The 21,155-nt window shown below is 66.3% G+C and carries 19 protein-coding genes and 1 riboswitch; of the genes, 8 read left to right on the forward strand and 11 right to left on the reverse strand.

Going from position 1 to position 21,155, the window contains the following annotated elements:
* Positions 1-115: 115 nt before the first annotated feature.
* From DL237_RS11860 to DL237_RS11900, 9 genes are all read right to left on the reverse strand, one after another.
* Complete coding sequence (locus tag DL237_RS11860) at positions 116-1,150, reverse strand: TRAP transporter substrate-binding protein (protein ID WP_119399273.1); 1,035 nt, start codon at positions 1,148-1,150, stop codon at positions 116-118.
* A 392-nt stretch (positions 1,151-1,542) separates the two neighbouring features.
* Positions 1,543-1,893, reverse strand: coding sequence for a hypothetical protein (locus DL237_RS11865; protein ID WP_119399274.1), 351 nt, complete (start codon positions 1,891-1,893; stop codon positions 1,543-1,545).
* Between the two features lie 183 nt (positions 1,894-2,076).
* Positions 2,077-2,868: a precorrin-4 C(11)-methyltransferase gene (cobM, locus tag DL237_RS11870; protein WP_119399275.1), complete on the reverse strand. Its 792-nt coding sequence runs from the start codon at positions 2,866-2,868 to the stop codon at positions 2,077-2,079.
* Positions 2,869-2,955: 87 nt separating this feature from the next.
* Positions 2,956-4,755: a precorrin-3B C(17)-methyltransferase gene (cobJ, locus tag DL237_RS11875; protein WP_119399276.1), complete on the reverse strand. Its 1,800-nt coding sequence runs from the start codon at positions 4,753-4,755 to the stop codon at positions 2,956-2,958.
* The gene (gene cobI / locus DL237_RS11880; RefSeq protein ID WP_119399277.1) at positions 4,746-5,450 is read right to left on the reverse strand and encodes a precorrin-2 C(20)-methyltransferase; all 705 of its coding nucleotides are present in this window, start codon (positions 5,448-5,450) and stop codon (positions 4,746-4,748) included. Before cobI ends, cobJ begins: the two co-directional genes overlap by 10 nt.
* A gap of 67 nt (positions 5,451-5,517) precedes the next feature.
* Positions 5,518-6,720: a precorrin-6y C5,15-methyltransferase (decarboxylating) subunit CbiE gene (cbiE, locus tag DL237_RS11885; protein ID WP_119399278.1), complete on the reverse strand. Its 1,203-nt coding sequence runs from the start codon at positions 6,718-6,720 to the stop codon at positions 5,518-5,520.
* Positions 6,717-7,355: a precorrin-8X methylmutase gene (locus tag DL237_RS11890; RefSeq protein ID WP_119399279.1), complete on the reverse strand. Its 639-nt coding sequence runs from the start codon at positions 7,353-7,355 to the stop codon at positions 6,717-6,719. The genes cbiE and DL237_RS11890 overlap by 4 nt, the downstream gene beginning before the upstream one ends.
* Positions 7,356-7,433: 78 nt before the next feature.
* Positions 7,434-8,618 (reverse strand): sirohydrochlorin chelatase, encoded by a 1,185-nt coding sequence (locus tag DL237_RS11895; protein ID WP_119399280.1) that lies wholly within the window; start codon positions 8,616-8,618, stop codon positions 7,434-7,436.
* A gap of 5 nt (positions 8,619-8,623) precedes the next feature.
* Positions 8,624-8,875 (reverse strand): DUF6732 family protein, encoded by a 252-nt coding sequence (locus tag DL237_RS11900; RefSeq protein WP_233544971.1) that lies wholly within the window; start codon positions 8,873-8,875, stop codon positions 8,624-8,626.
* 362 nt (positions 8,876-9,237) lie between these two features.
* On the opposite strand from DL237_RS11900, the gene DL237_RS11905 reads away from it, so the two are divergent.
* On the forward strand, positions 9,238-10,242 hold the full coding sequence (locus tag DL237_RS11905; RefSeq protein ID WP_119399338.1) for a glutathione S-transferase family protein: 1,005 nt from the start codon (positions 9,238-9,240) through the stop codon (positions 10,240-10,242).
* Between the two features lie 93 nt (positions 10,243-10,335).
* Here DL237_RS11905 and DL237_RS11910 read toward each other — a convergent pair whose 3' ends face one another.
* On the reverse strand, positions 10,336-10,728 hold the full coding sequence (locus DL237_RS11910; protein ID WP_119399339.1) for a DNA-binding transcriptional response regulator: 393 nt from the start codon (positions 10,726-10,728) through the stop codon (positions 10,336-10,338).
* 302 nt (positions 10,729-11,030) lie between these two features.
* Between DL237_RS11910 and DL237_RS11915 the strand changes: the two genes are divergently transcribed.
* The 4 genes from DL237_RS11915 to DL237_RS11930 all read left to right on the forward strand — a co-directional run bounded on the left by DL237_RS11915 (position 11,031) and on the right by DL237_RS11930 (position 14,691).
* Entirely contained in the window at positions 11,031-11,405 is a 375-nt protein-coding gene (locus DL237_RS11915) for a DUF1636 family protein (RefSeq protein WP_119399281.1), read from the forward strand.
* Positions 11,406-11,472: 67 nt separating this feature from the next.
* Positions 11,473-12,522, forward strand: coding sequence for a threonine-phosphate decarboxylase (locus tag DL237_RS11920; RefSeq protein WP_119399282.1), 1,050 nt, complete (start codon positions 11,473-11,475; stop codon positions 12,520-12,522).
* Positions 12,519-13,427 (forward strand): adenosylcobinamide-phosphate synthase CbiB, encoded by a 909-nt coding sequence (cbiB, locus tag DL237_RS11925; RefSeq protein ID WP_119399283.1) that lies wholly within the window; start codon positions 12,519-12,521, stop codon positions 13,425-13,427. The genes DL237_RS11920 and cbiB overlap by 4 nt, the downstream gene beginning before the upstream one ends.
* An 88-nt stretch (positions 13,428-13,515) precedes the next feature.
* Entirely contained in the window at positions 13,516-14,691 is a 1,176-nt protein-coding gene (locus DL237_RS11930) for a lytic murein transglycosylase (RefSeq protein WP_119399284.1), read from the forward strand.
* A gap of 196 nt (positions 14,692-14,887) precedes the next feature.
* Here DL237_RS11930 and smc read toward each other — a convergent pair whose 3' ends face one another.
* Positions 14,888-18,343: a chromosome segregation protein SMC gene (gene smc, locus DL237_RS11935; RefSeq protein WP_119399285.1), complete on the reverse strand. Its 3,456-nt coding sequence runs from the start codon at positions 18,341-18,343 to the stop codon at positions 14,888-14,890.
* Positions 18,344-18,559: 216 nt separating this feature from the next.
* Positions 18,560-18,781, forward strand: a riboswitch (cobalamin riboswitch).
* 38 nt (positions 18,782-18,819) lie between these two features.
* Here smc and DL237_RS11940 point away from each other — a divergent pair.
* From DL237_RS11940 to DL237_RS11950, 3 genes are all read left to right on the forward strand, one after another.
* Entirely contained in the window at positions 18,820-19,497 is a 678-nt protein-coding gene (locus DL237_RS11940; RefSeq protein ID WP_119399286.1) for an energy-coupling factor ABC transporter permease, read from the forward strand.
* Between the two features lie 84 nt (positions 19,498-19,581).
* A complete protein-coding gene (gene cobW, locus DL237_RS11945) occupies positions 19,582-20,649 on the forward strand; it encodes a cobalamin biosynthesis protein CobW (protein WP_119399287.1) in 1,068 nt (355 codons plus the stop codon).
* Positions 20,646-21,122, forward strand: coding sequence for a GNAT family N-acetyltransferase (locus tag DL237_RS11950; RefSeq protein WP_119399288.1), 477 nt, complete (start codon positions 20,646-20,648; stop codon positions 21,120-21,122). The genes cobW and DL237_RS11950 overlap by 4 nt, the downstream gene beginning before the upstream one ends.
* The last annotated feature ends 33 nt before the right edge of the window (positions 21,123-21,155 follow it).

Genomic DNA, 21,155 nt, shown 5'->3' on the forward strand with positions numbered 1-21,155 from the left:
ATGTCGTCCAGCCCTTCGCCACGGCGCGCTTCGCGCCCCGGCTGCAAACCGTCGTACCGCTTGCGGCACCGCCGACCCTGCGCAACGGAGCATGCCATCGCGCAGGATCTGGTTGTTACTTGGTGTACTTGGCGATCAGATCGCGGGCTTCCTGCACCATGGCGGCGCCATCCATGCCCTTGCCATCCATCTCGGCGATCCAGTTTTCCTCGACCGGGGCACCGGCGGCTTTCCACGTCTCGATCTGCTCCGGGGTCAGCTCGACAAAGTTGTTGCCGTGATCCATCGCGATCTTGCGACCGATTTCGTCACCCTGCGCCATGACGTCGCCGGCAAAGGCCGAAAATGCCAGGCCAGAGTTGTCGTCGATCACCTTCTTAAGATCATCCGGCAGCGACTCGTACTTGGCCTCGTTCATCGCAAAGATCATCGTCGCGACATACAGCGTCGCATCGGGGAATTCCGTGTGGTTGTTCACCAACTCCGAAATCTTGAGAGAGGTCGTGACCTCCCACGGCAGAACCGTCGCGTCGATGACGCCTTTCGACAGCGCTTCGGGCACGGCCGGAACCGGCATCCCGATCGGGGTCGCGCCCAGCTCACCGAAGTATTCGTTGGTGACGCGGGTCGGCGCGCGCAGCTTGACGCCATTCAGGTCTTCGATGCTGGTGATCGGTTCCTTCGAATGGATCACGCCCGGCCCATGCACCCAGGCGGCCAGCAGATGCATGCCCGCCAGCTCGGTATCCAGCATGTTCTTCTCGGCGTATTCATAGAATGCCTGCGATGTCGCCTCGGGATCCGTCGCGATGAACGGCAGCTCGAACACCTCGGTCGACGGGAAACGCCCCGGGGTATAGCCCGGCAGGGTCCAGATGATATCGGCGACACCATCGACAACCTGTTCGGCCAGTTCGGGCGGGGTCCCCCCCAGCTGCATCGATGGGAAATGCTGGATCTTGATCCGGCCGTCGCTGTCGGCCTCGACCTTGTCCGACCAGACCTTCAGCGCCATTTTCGGCACGATGGCTTGCTCGGGCAGGAAATAATGCATCTTCAGCGTCACGTCCTGCGCATGGCCTGCGATGGTCGTGCCCGCCAGGATCGCGCTAGCGGCGAGCCCGCGGAGAGCGGTCTTGAGTAGTGTCATGTGGTTCCTCCCTACATGCGACATCTGCCCCGTCGGTCTTTGTCGGCATTCGGGCCCGCGATCCGAAATCGATATCGGTGCGGCTCCTCCCCGAAGGTCTGCCCTGAACAGACCGTGCCTTTCGCCGTCCTGGGGCGTCACGCAGATGCAGGATGCAACGGCCCAAACATCTTGTCAAATATTGTTATGCCAAATAGCAAACTATCTGGCGCCGCACCAAAACGGAAACCGCAGCAATAACGACAAGCAATTTCAGAGCCTTGTGAAAATTCACGAGACACAGTGACCCCGCAGGCGCACTGCCACCCCATACCATGGGCCAGCCTTGCCCAAAGACCGCGGCGCGCGCCGCCGCCCTAGGCGCAAAGCCAAGCCAGTCGTGACGGAAATCCTCAGCTCTTGCCCAACAAGGCAAAAGGGGCATCCTCGTCCTGCTGAAAATCCAGCGGCGCATGATCGCGCGCCGCGGTCGAGCGCTTGAATTCATATTGCATCTCGCCCTCTTCCTCGGCGGACGCGATGATCAGGCAGGACGCGATAAAGGTTGCACCGTCGAACAGTTCCACCAGGCCGCGCAGGTGCGGCGCATCGGCGGCATCGACGGAAAACCCGTTCTCCCAACGGCGCAGCACCTTGTGGCTGCTACCATCGGCTTCGACACGCAGACGCGACGCCTTGCGCAACGCCATCTTGCGCGCCGCAACCAGACCGTCCGTGATGTCCTTTGGCAGATAGGTCGTCATGTCGTCCCCCACATTCACCCGGCGCGAACAGCGCAGCAGGCGCGCGACTCACCCCCACGGGATCGTCCACTCCCAACAGGATGAACCGCCAGACATTTACGTCAAGTTAAGCCTCGCATTTGCGATATCTGCACGACAGCCGTGTTTCATCAACGCGACACTTGCGTGAAAACACCCGCGCCCCTAATCTTCCTCGCCTTGGCCACGCTCCCCCTGAACCCGGGGACGCAAGACATGTGGCATCGCCGCGTCGTACAGGGCCGAGTCACGGAAATCGCGCACCTCTCCCAGCACCGGCCCCACCAGGATCAGCGCGGTGCGCGTGATCTTCTGCGCGCGCACCCTGGCATGAATATCCGCCAGCGTGCCACGGATGAACATCTGGTCCGGCCAGCCGACACGATAGGCCACGACCACCGGACAATCCGCCCCGTAATACGGGCTCAGCTGCCGTTCGATCTCGCGCAGGTTGCGCACCCCCAGATGGATCGCCAGGGTGGCCCGGCTGCGGGCAAAGGTCTCCAGCGTTTCGTGTTCCGGCATCGAGGTGCTTTTCATGCTGACCCGTGTCAGCACGATGCTCTGCGCCACCTCCGGCACCGTCAATTCCTGCCCCAGGGCGGCAGCCGCCGCGGCATAGGCCGGGACCCCCGGGATGATCTCGTAGTCGACCCCATCGGCGCGCAGCCGCCGCACCTGCTCGGCAATCGCCCCGTACAGCGACGGATCCCCGGAATGCACCCGCGCCACATCCTCGCCGCGCGCCCGCGCCGCCAGGATCTCGCCGTGGGTCTGCGCCAGGGTCATCGGCGCCGTATCCAGCACCCGCGCGCCCGCCGGCGCCCCGGCCACGACCTCGGCAGGAACCAGCGATCCGGCATAGAGACAGACCGGACAGGCCGCGATCAGCCGCTGCGCCTTCAGCGTCAGCAATTCCGGATCGCCCGGCCCTGCGCCGATGAAATAAACCTTCATACCGTCCTGTCCCGGCAGATCTCCCTGCCTGTTTCCCTGTTTCAAAATATCCCCGGGGGGCCGCGCCAGCGGCGGGGGCAGCGCCCCCTACCCGGTCTCCGACAGGTCCCCGTCGATCCGGCGCGCGTAACCGCGCGGCGTGTACATCCTTGGCCCCTCGCCCAGCATCGCCAGGGACGAGTTGCTGGACCCGACCAGCACCACCGTCAGCATGTCGACCTCGTCCACCTTCAGGGCATCCAGCCTGCGGTACCGCACCAGCTCATCCACCCTGCCAAGATTGCTCGCCAACATCACCGGCGTATCGGCCGGGCGATGCTGCAACAGGATCTCCCGCGCCTCCGCCAGCAGTGTCCGCCGTGTCCGGCTCACCGGATTATAAAAGGCGATCACGAAATCTCCCTCCGCCGCCGCCTTCAGCCGGCGCAGGATATCCTCGCGCGGGGTCAACAGATCGCTCAGCGATATCGCGCAAAAGTCATGCCCCAGGGGGGCACCGGCCCGTGCGGCCGCCCCCTGCAACGCCGACACCCCGGGCGAACAGATGACTTCGACCCGACGCGCCGCCGCACTCACCCCCTTGTCCGCCGCACCCCGGTCCATCAGCTCGAAGACGAGCGCGCCCATGGCATAGATGCCCGCATCCCCGGAACACACCAGGGCCACGTTGCGCCCCTGCCCCGCCCGCTCCAGGGCATGACGGCAACGCGCCTCCTCTCCGCCCAGCGGAAAATCACTGCGCCGCTTGCCCAGGGCCAGCGACCCCAGAAGATCGAGATACAGCCCGTACCCCACCAATTCCTCGGCCTCCGACACCAGCCGCGACACCTCCGGTGTGCGCCAGCTCGCCTGCCCCGGACCGATGCCGACAATGGACAACCGCCCGCGTGGCCGCCCGCGCAGCTGCGTGATGACTTCTGCGGTTTCGGCCAGCGCGCAGGTCGCCATGGCACTCTTGCGCTTGGGGCGTCGCAACGCGCCATCGCCCGCGCCCGCCAGCGCCGCGCCCTCCGACACGCCGTGGCAGCCGACCTCGGCAAAGACCACCTCAGACGGCGTTACCAGCCGCCCCGCCTGCGCCTCCAGCTCCTCGGCCGAGAAGACCCGTAACGGCAGATCCCAGCGGGCCGCCAGCGCCAGCACCGCAGGTTCGTCCGCCTTGACGTCCAGCGTGAACACCCCCGCCAGCGCGTACGGCGAAACACCGGCATCGGCCAGCATTCCCGACACCAGCGCCTCCAGCTCCTCCGGTGGACAGCCCCGCGAACATCCGACGCCAAGCGCAAACCGCTGCGGATGAAACGTCAGCACGCCGGCCTCGGCGGGCGCGACCCCGGCCACGATCCGCATCTCTCCCGCCGGCAACCCCGCCAGCCAGTCCGCCGCGCCCTCGACCCGCGCACCCTCGCCCCCCAGCAATCGCGCCATCGCATCCTGCGCCAACTCCGGCGTGCCAAGACGCCATCCCGCAGGCGGCTCATCCAGGGCCAGCCCCAGCGTCACGTCCCCCGCCGTCGTCACCGCCGCCACGGCCTCCAGCGCGCCGGCGATCTCGCGCGCCAGGCGGTTTGCGCCGCGATGACCGCCCAGCAGCGGCACCACCACGGCTCCGTCGTCCGACACCGATACCACCGGCGGCTCGTTGCGCTTGTCCCCCAGCATTGGCGCCACGGCCCGGATCAGGATGCCGCTTGCACAGACCCCGATGACCGGCCGCCCGGCGGCAAACATCGCGCGCGCAAATTCCAGCGCATTGTCAAAGACCGCGTCCGCGCCCCGCACACGCCCCGCGCGCCCGTGCAGCGGCACGCCAAGCGCCTCTGCCACCCGCCGCGCCACGGTCTCGCCCGCGCCCGAGACGCACATCACCACCGGAGTTACAGCCACGGATCAGTTCCCTTCGTCACCAGAATCATCGAAAAATACGGCGCCACCTCCGGCGCCTCTGCCAGCGGAACGATCACCTCTTCCGCCAGGCCTGCGCGCTCGACATAGACCGCCCGGTGCTCCAGCCCCAGGGCCGCAATCACCCGCCTTATCTTGCCCAGATGCCGCCCGACCTTCATGATCGCGACGCTCTCGGCGCGTGCGATCCCCGCGCTCAGCTCCTCTTCGGGCAAGGGCCCCGGCAGAACGGCAAAGCGGTCGTTGCGCGCCACCAGCGCAACCCCGGCGCGCGCGGCGCAGGCCGATACCGATGTCACACCAGGCACGACCTCCAGCGCAAACCGCCCCGACAGCCGCGCGAACAGGTACATGAACGACCCATAGAACAGCGGGTCCCCCTCGCAGAGGCAGACAACGTCGCGCCCCTGCTGCAAATGCCCGGCAATCCGCGCCGCACCGGCGTCATAAACGGCCTGCGCAGGCGCCCGCTCCAGGGCCATCGGCACCTCCATCACGATCTCCTGCGCCGCGGGCCCGATCAGATCCGCCGCGATGGATCGGGCAAAGCTCGCCCCGCCGGCCAATGCCGGATAGGCCACGACCCCCGCCGCCGCGATCAGCCGCGCCGCCTTGAGAGTGATCAGCTCCGGATCGCCCGGCCCCAGCCCGACACCGTATAGCGTTCCCGTTCTCACGCGCGGCCTCCCGTCATCCGGCCGACGATACCTGCGAAAAAGGGGCTCCCTGCCGCCACGACCCCGGTCATCGCTTGACCAGCGACCATTGCGTCACCGGCATCAGCGGCCGCCATCCCGTGCGCGTCCCGACGGGCGCGGCGCGGTTCACCGACACTTTCACCAACTCTCCACCGTGGCGCTTGTGCAGGGCAACCAGCACCGCCTCGCTCTCCAACGTCACGCAATTGGCCACCAATCGCCCCAGCGGCTTCAGTGCCGCCCATGCCACATCGAACACAGCCTCGCTCAACCCGCCGCCGATGAACACCGCGTCGGGGCGCGCCAGACCGTCCAGTGCCGCAGGCACCACCCCGTCCACCAGCTCCAGCCGCGGCGTGCCAAGCGCCAGCGCGTTCGCCGCCGCCAGCACCCGCCGGTCGGCGCGCGGCTCGATTCCGATCGCGCGCGCATACCGTGCCGCGCGCATCCACTCGACCGCGACCGACCCGCAGCCCGTGCCGATGTCCCACAGCAACGCCCCGCGCATCGGCATCAGCTTGGCCAGCGTTACCGCGCGCACCTCGCGCTTGGTCATCGTGCCGTCATGTTGAAACAGATCGTCCGGCAGCCCCGGCACACGCGGCAACAGCGCCGCGCCGGGCGCCGCGATGCACTCGACCGCCAATGTGTTGAAGGCGGGCACGACGTGATCCCAGCTCTCTGCGGTACCGTCAAAGCGCGCCTCGTCCGCGCCCCCCATGTTGGCCAGCACGGTCATGGCCGACGCCCCGAAACCGCGTTCGCACAGGAAACGCGCGATCCGGCCCGGCGTGTCCGCACCGGTCGTCAGGATCAGCAGGCGCGCATCAGGCTGGATAAAGGCAATCATCTGCTCGACCGGCCGGCCATGTACGGTCAGCGTTTCCAGATCGGCCATCGACCACCCCATCCGCGCGCTTGCCAGCTGAAATGCCGAAAGCTGCGGATGATAAACGATCTCCGGGGCCGGCACCGCCCGCCCGATCCGGGCGCCAACGGAATACCAAAGCGGGTCGCCGGTCGCCAGAACGACAACACGCCTGCCCCGCAGCGCCAGCAGCTGATCGATCAGCGCGTCGAACGGCGATGGCCAGGCCAGGCGCTCTGCCTTGATGCTGTCGGACAGGGCGTGGTGACGCTCACCCCCGATGATGACCTCGGCCGCTTCGACCACGGCGCGTGTGGCAGGCAACAGGCCCGCCATGCCGTCCTCGCCAATGCCGACGATGTGCAGCCAGGGGTCGTTCATGCCTGATCCTCCGGCAAACCGGCAGCCAGCGCATTGACCGCCGCAGACGCCATGGCAGACCCGCCCCGGCGCCCCCGCAGGGTAACGAAATCACATCCACGCGGATTTGCCGCCAGCTCGGCCTTGCTTTCGGCCGCGCCGACAAATCCGACGGGAAATCCCAGGATCACCGCGGGTTTCGGGGCGCCCCCCTCCAACATCTCCAGCAGATGAAACAGGGCCGTCGGCGCGTTGCCGATGGCCACGACAGCGCCTGCCAGATGGTCGCGCCACAGTTCGACCGCCGCCGCCGACCGCGTTGTGCCCAGCTCGGCGGCCAGCGCAGGTGTACGGGCATCGTTCAGCGTGACGCGCACCTGGTTGTCGCGCGGCAGGTATCGCCGGATCACTCCGGCGCCGGCCATTTCGCAGTCACACAGGATCGGCGCGCCCGCCTGCAACGCGGCCCGCCCCGCCGCGACCGCGCCCGGCGAACAGGCAAGCCGGTCCGCGATCTCGACCATGCCGCAGGCGTGGATCAACCGCACCGCCATCTGTTGCAGGTCGGCGGAAAAACGATCGAGCCGGGCTTCGCGCCGGACCGTTGCAAAGCTTTCAGCGTAGATGGCGGCAGGGTCCTTGAGGTAGGGGCGCATGGGTCAGACCTTGGGTGTTGCGAAGACTTCGGCAAGGCTCCGACAAAGGGGGCCTTGCGGCAGGATCGGAAAGCGTCGTCAGGCCTTGTGCTTACGCGCACTTTCGGGGCCGTTGGGGTGCTTTGCATGGGGATAGACCGGATGGGCGTGGTCGTGGTCATGATCATGCGCGTGGGCGTGCCCGTGGCCATGACTATGCCCGTGACTGTGCCCATGTTCATCGCCATGGTCATGCCCGTGTGCATGGTCATGGGTACCATGGACATGATCGTGATGATGATGCGCGTGGCCGTGATCGTGGTCATGCACGGCCTCCAGACGGCATTCGCCGGTGCAGAACGTCGCGCAAAGCTGGCAATCCTCGACATTCGAACCAGGGGCATTCGCGCCCTGCCCTTCGACATGGTGATGGTGGCTTTCCTGCACTGCACCGACCTCGGCCTCGAACCCCAGCACCTGAACGCGGTACTTGCAGGTGGCGCAGTTCGGCGGCGGGATTTCCCCGATCTGTTCAGTGACCCGTTCGGCAAAGGTGGCCAGCACCTCGTCATGATCGTTCAGATACCCCGCCTTGACGAACTGGATGTCGGGATGGTGCGCCGCAACCTGATCGGTAAAGCCGTAGATGCGGTCGATCAGGATGCCGGTGAACAGGAAATACGGGAACACCAGGATGCGTTTGTATCCCAGGCGCGTGGCGTGGGTCAGGCAGGGTTCGACCAGCGGAAAGGTCACACCGGAATAGCCGACCTCCATCCAGCCAAAGCCCAGCCCCTCCTGCAGCATCCGCGCGATCTTGGACACGTTGCCGTTGGCGTCCGGGTCCGACGCCCCGCGGCCGATGACGACAAGGCAGGTCTCCTCGTAGGGCACCGTCCCGTGTTCGGCATCCGCCGTGGCCATGGCATCGCGCACCCGCGCCCCGGCGGCGGCGATCATCTTGGGGTCGACCCCCAGTTCGCGACCATAGGAAATCTCGATCCCGTGTTTCGCCGCGTAGGTGTTGAGAACCGTGGGAATGTCGTTCTTGGCGTGCATCGCCGCGAACAGCATGCCCGGCACCGCCAGGATCCGCTCGCATCCCGCATGACGCAGACGGTCCAGGCCGTCGCGGATCACCGGATTGGCAAACTCCAGATAGCCGTAATCGACCATCCAGTCAGATGGCAGCAGGGCGGGCAGCTTTTGCGCAAGCACCGCGAATTCGTCAACAGCCGCCTGGCTGCGAGAGCCATGGCCGCAGATCATCACACCGGTTTTCATCTTGATCAGGCCTCTTGAAGCTCTTCAGCTTCGGTTTCAGCGTCCGCGTCCTCGTCCCGGTCCTTGCGGTCCGCATAGGCCTTCCACAGCCCGATGGCGATGGCCGCCCCCAGGGCCGCGGCCCCCAGCCAGTGACCATGACCTGCGACATCGGCAAGATGTCCGGGGTGGGCCGCAGCCGGCATCGGGGCGACAAGGGCCGCTCCCAGGGCCGCTGCCGCGGCAAGGGGTCGGGCAGAGGGGCGCAATATCAGCATGATCTACGTGTCCTTTCCTATCGGGCCTTGCCCGGCACGCCAGCAGGAAAGGGCGCCCCTGCCACGGGTGTCAAACCGCAGGCGGCGCTTTCAGACGATACGTCACTGGCCCCCTGACTGGGTCGGCCGATGCGGCGCACTCCTTTCCGGCCCGTGTCGGGCTCGTCTCCCCCCGTGCATAGCCGAGGCCCCCCCATGACGCAATCCGGCAAAGCCCCGATACGCGCGCTCAGGCCGATCGCGCGACGACGATGTGCGGAGTTGCACGAATGCTGCGCGTCTGTCGGGATTGGTTCATTGCGGGTTCCGCCTTACCTCTTCGTCAACACACACGAATGGAAATCAAGACGGAGGAGCGCGACATGGGACTTCTGGTTGACGGCGAATGGCAGGACAAATGGTACGACACCAAGGAAAACGGCGGCAAATTCGTCCGCTCTGAATCACAGTTTCGCAATTGGATCACGCCAGATGGCAGCGCCGGACCCTCCGGGACGGGCGGCTTTGCGGCAGAAAGCGGGCGCTATCATCTCTATGTCTCCTATGCCTGCCCCTGGGCCCACCGGGCGCTGATCTTCCGCGCGCTGAAAGGGCTTGAGGATCACATCACCGTCTCCGTCGTTCACCCAGAAATGCTGGGCGAGGGCTGGGAATTCCGCGACGATTTCGACGGTGCGACCGGCGATACCCTGATGGGCCTGCGCTACCTGCGCGAGGTCTATACCAAGGCCCAGCCGGATGCCTCGACGCGCGTCACGGTGCCCGTCCTGTGGGACACCCGCACCAAAACCATCGTCTCGAACGAAAGTTCGGAAATCATCCGCATGTTCAACTCGGCCTTCGACGGGCTGACCGGCAACAGCGATGACTACTGGCCCGAACCGCTGCGGGACGAGATCGAGCAGATCAACACCCGCGTCTATGACACCATCAACAACGGCGTCTACAAGGCCGGGTTCGCCACATCGCAACAGGCCTATGACGACGCCGTGCGCCCGCTGTTCGACAGCCTGGACTGGGTCGAGGCGATGCTGAGCGAAAACCGCTACCTGGCTGGGGACCGTGTGACCGAGGCCGACTGGCGCCTGTTCACGACGCTGATCCGCTTTGACAAGGTGTATCACACGCACTTCAAGTGCAACTTCAAGCGGATCGTGGATTATCCGAATATCTGGGACTACGTCCGGGAATTGTATCAGTGGCCCGGGGTCGCCGCGACGGTGAATTTCGATCACATCATCCGGCACTATTACTACAGCCACGACACGATCAATCCCTACCGCATCCTGCCGATCACCCCCGACCTCGACCTCTGGGCGCCGCATGGCCGCGAACGTCCGTCGCTCAAGGCGCTGTCGGGCAGCTGACCCGGTCTGCCGGTCTGCGCGCCACGGGGCGCGCGGATCGGCACGCTTTGCTGGCCCCCACGGCAGTCAACTGTGGCTGCCAACCGTGGCCGGCTAACAGCGCTGGCCGGGGTGGCCGCCCAGATGTTCCACCATCGCGGCAAGGTCGGATGGCGGCGCGCCGGAATTCATCATGGCGCAGGCATTTGTGGCGTGCTGGAAAATGGACCCGTCGGAAAAGAAACAGGTGTTGGTGACAAAGATCACCTTTGCATCCGGCTGGCGATAGTTGGCGAAATCGGCGATGGCCAGGGCCGATCCATGTGTCAGCACCAGATCCAGCACGATCACCTGGAAATCGTCCGTGCGCAGACACTCGATCGCGGCATCCTGCCCATGCACCAGGCTGGTATGGCATCCCTGCCGATCAAGATGGCGTTTCCACACCCATCCCAACCGTGGTTCGCTCTCCACAACCAGAACGCGCGTGCGACCATCGCCGCCCAGCAGATCGCCCTCCAGCGAAACGGTCCCGGTTCTGTCCTTGATATCACCCAATGCACCACCCTTCCAAAATGATCCTGTCGGGACACGCACATATTTGATTAGTGTTTCTTAACATGACTATCAGACTCAATTGATAACAAATCCTTAACAAAGGATTGCCACACCCGTCGCGAGGTTAACGAATTGCAATTTTCCGCCGATTGCGGTGAAAGCGGCGACAGCGTCGCGTTCGCAGGTCGTTTCGGCCCGACACGCGCACAGCGACCGACGCAGACACTGGCACGCAAGGGCACGGACACACGATGACAACCTGGATCACGATCTGCGACACCTGCAAACACGAAGGCTGGGATGCCGCCACCGCCGAACGGACGGATGGCGAAGCGCTGGCAGCGCGGATCGAACCGCTGGCCGCGGCCCGGGGTATCGCGACACGCCGCGTCTCCTGCCTGATGGGCTGCACGCATGGGTGCAACGTCGCGATCCAGGCGGCGGGAAAGCTCTGCTATACCCTGGGCCGGTTTCAGGGCGACGAGGACGATGCCGCCGCGATTGCCGATTATGCCGCCCTGCACCGCGACAGCCCCAATGGCCAGGTGCCCTATCGCCAGTGGCCGCAGGGGGTAAAGGGGCATTTCATCACCCGTCATCCGCCCCTGCCAGACAGCACCGAATGATCAGCCCCCTCGATATGCCTGCCCCCATCGGCAGAACCGGCCTGCGCGACAGAACTGGCCCGTCCATATGACTGGCCCTCTCGACAAGACTGGCCCTGCTGACAAGACTGGCCCTGCTGACAAGACTGGCCCTGCTGACAAGACTGGCCCTCTCGACAAGACTGGCCCTCTCGATCCAACCGCCCTGCGCGATCACGGCGGCAATCTGGACGCCGCGATCCGCACCTTTGGCGGCACCCACGGCGACTGGGTGGACCTGTCGACCGGCATCAATCCCGTGCCCTACCCGTTGCCCGACCTGCCAAACCACGCCTGGACGCGCCTGCCTGACCAGGGCGCCGTCGATGCGCTCTGCGACGCGGCCCGCGCCTTCTGGGGCGTGCCGCCGCAACGGGCGATCCTGGCCGTGCCCGGCGCGTCCTCTGCCATCGCCCATGTCCCGGCACTGGCGGCGCCGGGCCGCGTCCATATCCCCGGCCCGACCTACAACGAACACGCAGCCGCCTTTGCGCGCCTCGGATGGCAGGTCGACACCGACGCCGCCCCCGGCCAGGCGGCCCGCGTGCTGGTCCATCCCAACAATCCCACCGGCGCGTTTCACGACGCGCCCGCCACGGCCCCCCTCACCGTGATCGACGAAAGCTTTTGCGACATCGCCCCGGCGCGGTCGCATGTGACCACGGCGTGCGACGACACGTTGATCCTGAAAAGCTTCGGCAAGTTCTGGGGTCTGGCCGGTCTGCGCCTCGGCGTGGTCATCGGAACGCCGGATCGCATCGGCGCGCTGTCGGACATGCTCGGCCCCTGGCCGGTCTCAGGCCCCGCGCTGCACGTCGGCACGCAGGCCCTGCGCGATACGCCCTGGGCGGACGCGACCCGCGCGCGCCTCACGGCCGATGCCGCGCGGCTCGACACGCTGATGACGGGCGCCGGGGCCACCCTGGCCGGCGGCACGCCCCTGTTCCGCCTCTATGCGGTTCCCGACGCCGCCGCCGTGCAAACCCGCCTTGCCCGGCACCATGTCTGGAGCCGCATCTTTCCCTATTCTCCGCACTGGATCCGCCTCGGCCTGCCCGCCCCGGATCACTGGGACCGCGTCGCGGGGGCCTTGGCATGAGCCACGCGGCCATTCTCACCCTCGCCCTGCTGCTCGATGCGCTGCTGGGCGAACCCCGCTGGATCTGGTCGCGCCTGCCCCACCCCGCCGTGCTGATGGGCAGGCTGATCGGCTGGGCCGACCGGCAAATGAACCACGGCACGCAGCGTCGCCTGCGCGGCCTTGCCCTGACCGCCCTGCTGGTGGTGATCGGCTGGTTCCTCGGCACGGCAATCGCCGCCCTCGGCTGGCTGCCGCAACTGCTGGTCGCCGCCATCCTGCTGGCCCAGCGCAGCCTGGTCCAGCACGTCGCCGCCGTCGCCCGCGCCCTGCGCATCTCGCTGCCCGAAGGGCGGCGCAGCGTCGCCATGATCGTGGGGCGCGACACCGCCGGGATGGATGGCCCCGCCGTCGCCCGCGCCGCCATTGAAAGCGCCGCCGAAAACGCCTCCGATGGCGTGATCGCACCCGCGTTCTGGTTCCTCGTTGCGGGCCTTCCCGGCCTGCTGATCTACAAGCTGATCAATACCGCCGATTCCATGATCGGCTATCGCACGCCCCGATACGAACGCTTCGGCTGGGCCGCGGCGCGCACCGATGATCTGCTCAACCTGATCCCGGCGCGCCTGTCTGCGCTTGCCCTGGCTGCGCTGTCCGGGCACCTGGGTCAATGGCGTGCCATCGTGGCCGAGGCGAACCGCCACCGCTCGCCCAATGCCGGCTGGCCAGAGGCGGCGATGGCCCGTGCCCTCGATGTCGCCCTCTCCGGCCCGCGCGCCTACGACGGACAGATGCGCGATTATCCCTTCGTCCACCCGACAGGTCGTCGCCATGCCGGCGCCGCCGACATCGAAGCGGCCTGTACCCGCCTCTGGCAGCTATGGGCCTGCCTGCTGGGCGTTTGCCTGCTGATCTGGGTCCTTTGACCGGGCGTCATTGCCGTTTCGCGCAGCCCTGCTAGGTTTCGGGCATCGCCCCGGCCATGGATTGGCCCCGCTGCAAGGATCCCCCCGCATGACACTCCGCGCCCTGTTGACCTCTTTCGCCCTGCTGGCCCCCCTCCCGGCCCTGGCGCAATCCTGCGGCGGACCCTTCGGAAGCTTCGTGCAGGGCCTCGCACGGGAGGCCATCGCCAAAGGCCATGACCCGGCACAGGTATCGCGGTTCTTCGCCGCCGCCAGCCGGACCCAGGCCGTCATCGATGCCGATCGCAAGCAGGGGGTCTTTCAACTCGACTTTACCAGCTTTGCCCGGCGACTGATCTCGCAGAACCGCATCGACAATGGTCAGAAGAATGCCGCGCGCCATGCTGATACCTTCGCCCGCATCCAGCGCGACTATGGCGTGCCCCCCGGCATCCTGCTGGCCTTCTGGGCGTTCGAAACCGATTACGGGGGCTACCAGGGGGATTTCAACACGCTGAACGCGCTGATCACCCTGGCCCATGATTGCCGACGGCCGGAGCTGTTCCGCCCACAGGTCTTTGCCGCCCTCAGCCTGTTCGAACAAGGCGATTTCTCGCCCACAAGCACCACCGGCGCCTGGGCCGGTGAAATCGGCATGGTGCAGATGCTGCCCGGGGACATCCTGGAAAACGGCGTCGATGGCGACGGCGACGGGCATGTCCGGCTCAAGACCTCGGCCCCCGATGCGCTGATGTCGGGCGGACGGATGCTGCGCAGTCTCGGCTGGGCCCCCAATCAACCCTGGTTGCAGGAAATCACCCTGCCCGCAGAGATGGACTGGTCGCAGACGGGGCTGCGCACCACCCTCAGCGCGGCCCGGTGGCAATCGCTCGGCGTTCGGCCCCGTTCGGGCAGCTGGCAAAGCACCAGCCTGCCGGCATCGGTCATCCTGCCGCAGGGCCGACATGGTCCGGCCTTCCTCGCCTACCCCAACTTCTCGGTTCTGTTCGAATGGAACCAGAGCTTCACCTATGTCCTGACCGCCGCCTACTTCGCCACGCGCCTGTCCGGCGCGCCGGTCTTCGCGCCGGGCAATCCCGATCCCGGTCTTTCCGGGCCGGAACTGAAAGCCCTGCAGCAGGAGTTGCAGCGCAGAGGGTATGACGTGGGTGGGGTCGACGGCATTCTGGGCGAAAAGAGCCGCGAGGCCGTGCAGGCGGTGCAGAAGCAACTTGGCCTGCCCGCGGACGCCTGGCCGACACGCGCGCTGCTGGAACGGCTGTGACGCGGAGGGGCGCTGCCCCTCCCGGGCCTGCGGCCCTCCCTCCCCGGGATAGTTCCAACAGGGAAACATGACAGGATCCGAAGCCGGCCAGGTGTCTGCGAGACCGTTCGGATGCCGTCAGGTTACCGACAGGATACCGACGTTGAAAATGCAGTGAATCAGGGACTTGGCCCGGACCTGGTGCGAAATACCGACGTCACGCCACCATCTGTTCGGCTTTCTTGAGATCCACCGATACCAGCTGGCTGACGCCCTGTTCCTGCATCGTCACACCGAAGAGGCGGTCCATCCGCGCCATGGTCACAGCGTGGTGAGTGATGATCAGGAACCGGGTATCGGTGCGGCGGCACATCTCGTCCAGAAGGTCGCAGAAGCGGGTGACGTTGGCATCGTCCAGCGGCGCGTCGACCTCGTCCAGCACGCAGATCGGTGCGGGGTTGGCCAGGAAGACGGCGAAGATCAGGGCCATGGCCGTCAGTGTCTGCTCACCGCCCGACAGAAGGCTCAGCGTCGAGAGTTTCTTGCCCGGTGGCTGACACATGATCTCAAGCCCGGCATCCAGCGGGTCTTCGCTCTCGACCAAGACGAGGTTGGCTTCGCCGCCGTTGAACAAGTGCCTGAAAAGAAGGGAGAAGTTGCTATTCACCTGCTCAAACGCGGTCAGCAGACGTTCGCGCCCCTCGCGGTTCAGCCCGGAAATACCGTTGCGCAGAGCGCGGATCGCCTCTTCTAGATCGGCCTTTTCGGACACCAGCGTGTCGTGCTCTTGGCGGACCTCGCTGGCGTCTTCCTCGGCACGCAGGTTGACCGCGCCCAATGCCTCGCGCTGGCGTTTCAGTCGGTTCACATCGGCTTCGATCTGGTCCGACGGGGGCATCTTTTCCGGTTCGACATCAAGGTTTTCGAGCAATTGCTTCGGCGTCATTTCCTGCGCCTCGGCAATCCGTTCGGCGGCGTAGGACACCGCCTCGGAGGCCGCATCGCCCCGCGCCTCGGCGCGGGCCCGCGCTTCGCGCGCCTCGCTTGCCGTGCGTTCGCTGTCGCGTTCGCTGGCCACCGCCTCGCGCAGCTGCGCTTCGGCCTCGGCAAGCACGTCGGACGCGCGGGCACGGCGCCCCTCGGCGTCTTCGATGGCCTCGTTCAGTTCTTCGCGCTTGGCTTCCAGTTCTTCCGGCTCGGCCATGGCTTCGGCCAGCTGGTCCTCGGCTTCGTCGCGGCGGGCATCAAGTTCGGCCATACGGCGATCGGCGCTTTCAAGGCGGTGGCGCCAACCGCTTGTTTCCTTGGTAATTTCCTGGGATCTGCGTGTGCGGGCCTCGCCCTCGCGGCGGATCTCGTCATGGCTGGCGCGGCGCGACATCATGGCCATGCGCGCAGCTTCGACCGCCATGCGGATCTGCTCGATACCGGCGCGGGCGTCGTCCAGATCGGCAAGGTCGGCGATGGCGGCTTCGGCTTCCTTGAGCTGGGTGCGCCCGGCCATCGCATCCTCTTCGTGGCGCGTGACGGCAAGGCCCAACGTCTCCAGCTTGCTGCCAGCCATGTTGCGCTCGGCATCGGCGCGGCTCATCCGGCGCGCGGCCTCGGCCAGCAGCCGGTCGGCATCGACGCGGGCCTGACGCGCCGCCTTGTCCGCAGTGGACAGGGCCGCAAGCCGCTCGCTCAGCGCCTCGTGTGCATCGCGCGCCACCTCGGCCCGGCCCTCGGCCTGCTCCAGCTCGGCGCGCAGTTCTGCCAGTCGGTTCAGCTGTTGCAACCGCAACGCGGCGGCGGAAGGTGCATCTTCGGCCCAGGCGCGAAAGCCGTCCCACCGCCACAGGTCGCCGGCCACCGTTACCAGCCGCTGCCCCGGTTTCAGCCCCGGTTGCAAGTTCGCTGCCTGGGACGCATCGACCAGACCGACCTGGGCAATCCGGCGGTGCAGGGCCGGGGGGACCGCGACGAAATCCGACAGGGGTCGCGCACCATCCGGCAATGCCTGTGTCACATCGTAATCGGCCAGTGCCACCCATCCCGAGGGACCATCGCCCGCCACGACCGGCGCGCGCAAATCGTCGGCCAGCGCCGCGCCAAGGGCCTTTTCGTATCCTGTCGTGACCTTGAGGACATCCAGCACCTGCCCGCCGTCGGTTGCGTCGCGTTGCACCAGCTTGGACAGCCCACGCACCTCGGCATCCAGGGCATTGACCTCACCCTCGGCCGAGGACCGCGCCGCGCGCGCGTCGGATTCCTGTGCCTGCGCCTCGGCCCGTGCCGTCTCGGCCTCGGCCAGGGTCTCCTCTGCGGTTTCGACGGTGGCGCGCGCGATTTCCTCGGCCTCCACGGCGCCGTCGAACTCTTCATCGGCACGTTCGGCAATCGCGCGGGCCTCGGTCACCGCCGCCCGGGCCTTGTCGGCTTCGGCCTCGCTGCGGGCCAATGTCTTGCAGCTGTCCTCCAGCAGGCGATGCGCCGATTGGTGACGGGCCGCCAAACGCGCAACATCTTCTGTCAGTTGGGAAAGATCCGCTTCTCGATCAGTCAGGACCAAGGCCGCCTCCTGCGACAATTCTGCCGCCTCGGCCAGGCGATCGGCGTGGCCATCGTGGGCCTTGGCAATTTCGCGGGCTTCCCACTCCAGCCGTTCGATGGTTTCATTCGCATCACGGTTCAGCCCAGCCTCGCGCTCGCGGTCCTTGCCAAGCTGCTCGATGCGGTTTTTCAGTGTCACGATGGCCTGCATGGCACGGGTCTGCTGATCGGCCAAGGCATCGCGCTGAACGACAAGACGTTGCAGAACTGCGGCGGCAATCGCCTCCTCCTCGCGCCGGGGCGGAAGCGCCTCTTCCAGCTCGGCCCGCAGACGTGCCGCATCGCGGGCGCCCCGCTCGGCCTGCGATGCCATCGTCGCACGTTCCCGCAGATCGGCCAAGGCCACGTTGCGGGCCTCGTCCGCCTCGCGCCAGCGCCGGTACAACAGCAACCCCTCGGCCTGGCGCAGCTCTCCGCCAATCGCGCGATAGCGGGCGGCCTGCCGCGCCTGACGCTCCAGTGCCGCCAGTTGCTGTCCCAACTGCTCGATCACGTCATCGACGCGGGTCAGGTTCTGCTCGGCGCCCTTCAGCTTCAGCTCAGCCTCGTGGCGGCGCTGATAGAGGCCCGAAATCCCGGCGGCTTCTTCCAGGATGCGACGGCGGCTCTTGGGCTTGGCGTTGATCAGCTCTGAAATCTGCCCCTGCCGCACAAGCGCAGGCGAATGCGCACCGGTCGAGGCATCGGCAAACAGCATCTGCACATCGCGCGCCCGCACATCCCGGGCATTGGCCTTGTAGGCACTGCCGACGTCGCGGGTGATGCGGCGCACGATCTCGACCTGATCCTCGTCGTTGAACCCCGGCGGGGCCAGGCGATCATGATTGTCGATATGCAGGCAGACCTCGGCAAAGTTGCGCGCCGGCCGGGTCGACGCCCCGGCAAAGATCACATCCTCCATCCCGCCGCCCCGCATCGCGGTGGGGCGGTTTTCCCCCATGACCCAGCGAAGCGCCTCAAGCAGGTTCGACTTGCCACACCCGTTCGGGCCGACGACTCCGGTCAGACCCTCGTTGATGATCAGGTCGGTCGGGTCGACGAAGCTCTTGAAGCCTGTCAGCCGTAGTCTGGAAAAGCGCATTGCCTGTGCCTTTCGGGGCGAAGGGGTGATTCCGGGTGTTGCCAAAAGACTGCGGGCCATGGGCATCGCTGTCAACGATAACGCCGCAGGATATGGGACGCGTTCTGAGGTTTTCCACAAGATATTGCGACGTCAGTGGCGGATTCAGGCCACTGCCGGGCGAAATTCGCCGGAACGACGGGTGCAATCGCGCTTGACGGCACCGGCACATCCACGGCACTCATGGGGCTGTACGGTTCCCCCGCACCGGCGCAAAGCGCCAAGGGGGTGAAACGGGAATGCGGAAACGGGTGACCCACACAGGGGCCCTGAAGCCGCAGCCGCCCCCGCGACTGTGACGCGGCAAGCAGCGCCTGAGATGCCACTGGGAGAGCCCGGGAAGGTCAGGACTGCGCCAGAGCCGCCAGCCAGGAGACCGGCCGTGCAGGAACGTAACCCCATCGGGCCGTCGGGTGTGACGGCCAAGGAGACCTGAAATGCATATCGAACCAGGCTTGCTGGATCCGGCCAAAATGGTCCTGTCCTACGCCACCGCCGCAGGTGCCGCCGCCTATACCGTGAAACTGGGGGCCAGCGCCCTGCGCGAAAAGGGCCTCGGCTCGCTTCTGGCGCGCATCGGTGTCGGTGCCGGCGCGGTGTTTACCTTCTTCCAACTGCTGCCGCACTTCCAGGTCGGCATCTCCGAGGTACACTTCATCCTCGGCTCGACGCTGTTCCTCTTGCTGGGTGCGGCCCCTGCCGCCGTGGCCCTTGCCCTGGGTCTGCTGCTGCAAGGCATCTTCTTCGCGCCCTTCGATCTGCCGCAATACGGCGCCAACGTCACCACCTTGCTGGTGCCGCTGTTTGCCGTCAGCGCGCTGGCGAACAAACTGATTTCCCGCGACACGCCCTATGTTGATATCAAGTACCGTGACGCACTCGCCCTCTCGACCGCCTACCAGGGCGGCGTCGTGGCCTGGGTCGCGTTCTGGGCCTTCTACGGTCAGGGCTTCACCGCAGCGACGACCACCTCGGTCTTCACCTTCGGTGGCGCCTACATGATGGTCGTCCTGATCGAGCCGCTGGCAGATCTCGCCGTGCTGGCCGCCGCAAAGTCGCTGCGCGGGCTGTCCAAATCCGGCCTGACCACGCCGCGTCTGTTCAACCGCGCCTGAACCGGACGTCCTTGCATCGACGCGCGCCGGGGGGCCTCCCTCCGGCGCCGCTCTGCATTCCAGCCATTCCGCAGGAGCCTGCCCATGCCCGCTAAAATCCCAGCAACCGTCATCACCGGCTTCCTCGGTGCCGGCAAGACCACCCTGATCCGCCACATGCTGACCCACGCCCAAGGCAAGCGGATCGCCCTGATCATCAACGAATTCGGCGATCTCGGCGTCGACGGCGATATCCTCAAGGGCTGCGGCGACAGCGCCTGCCGGGACGAGGATATCATGGAGCTGTCGAACGGCTGCATATGCTGCACCGTCGCCGAAGACTTCATCCCGACGATGGAAGCCCTGCTGGCCCGCCCCGACAAACCCGATCACATCGTCATCGAAACCTCCGGCCTCGCCCTGCCGCAGCCGCTGATCCGCGCCTTCAACTGGCCCGCGATCTCTACACAGGTCACCGTCGATGGCGTCGTCACCGTGGTCGATGGCCACGCCGTGGCAGAAGGACGCTTTGCCCATGACGAGGCCGCCGTCTCCGCCGCACGCGCGGCCGACGACAGCATCGACCATGAAACGCCACTGTCGGACCTTTTCGAAGACCAGCTCGCCTGCGCCGACATGATCGTCGTCAACAAGGCCGACCTGCTGTCCTCGACCGAGCTCGCCCTGACGATGGACGCCCTGAAAACCGGCGCGCGCCCCTCGGTCCAGCTGGTCTCCTCTGCCATGGGCGTGCTGCCCGTCGACGTCCTGCTCGGCATGGGGATCGGCGCCGAGACAGATATGGAAGCGCGCCATGAGGTGCACCATCACCACCACCATGACGACGATGACCACGAAGACGAACAGGATGATCACCACCACCACGACCATGATGAATTCGAGAGCTTCGTGGTGACCCTTCCCGAGATAACCGACCCAAAAGCCTTTTCGGCCAAGGTTTCCGCCATCATCGCCGCACACGACATCCTGCGCCTCAAGGGCTTCGCCGCGGTCACCGGCAAACCCATGCGCCTGACGATCCAGGCCGTCGGCCCCCGCATCGACAGCTACTTCGACCAGCCCTTCGGCACAGGCGCGCGCGAAACCCGCCTTGTCGTCATCGGTCAGACCGGCCTCGACCGTGCCGCGATCGAAAGCGCACTGGCCGCATGATCATCGTCGAACCCTCCGCCCCGACCACACCCGAGGCCACCCGCCTGCTGGACGCCTCGCAGGCCCTGATGCGCCGCCTCTACAAGCCCGAGGAAAACAACTTCCTCACCCATGACGCGCTTCAGGCCGAAAATATCGACTTCTTCGTCGCCCGCATCGGCGACGAGGTGCTGGGCTGTGCCGCCCTCATGATCAAACCCGACTACGGCGAAGTCAAAAGCTTCTACACGGACGAAGCCGCCCGCGGTCGCGGCATAGGCGCCGCCCTGCTGCGCCAACTCGAAGACCACGCCCGCTCCCGCGGCCTGTCGCTCTTGCGCCTGGAAACCGGCGATGCGCTTGCCGCAGCCTGCCGCCTCTACGAACGTCACGGCTACACCCGTTGCGGCGTCTTTGGCGACTATGCCGACAACGGCGTCTCCGTCTTCATGGAAAAACCATTGCCGCAGGCCGACCACGCCGCAAAGGCCTGACGGCTCTCTCATCTGGCCCGAAATACCCCCGCC

This window comes from Pseudooceanicola sediminis (assembly GCF_003575965.1).
In the GTDB taxonomy this organism is placed as follows: domain Bacteria; phylum Pseudomonadota; class Alphaproteobacteria; order Rhodobacterales; family Rhodobacteraceae; genus Pseudooceanicola; species Pseudooceanicola sediminis.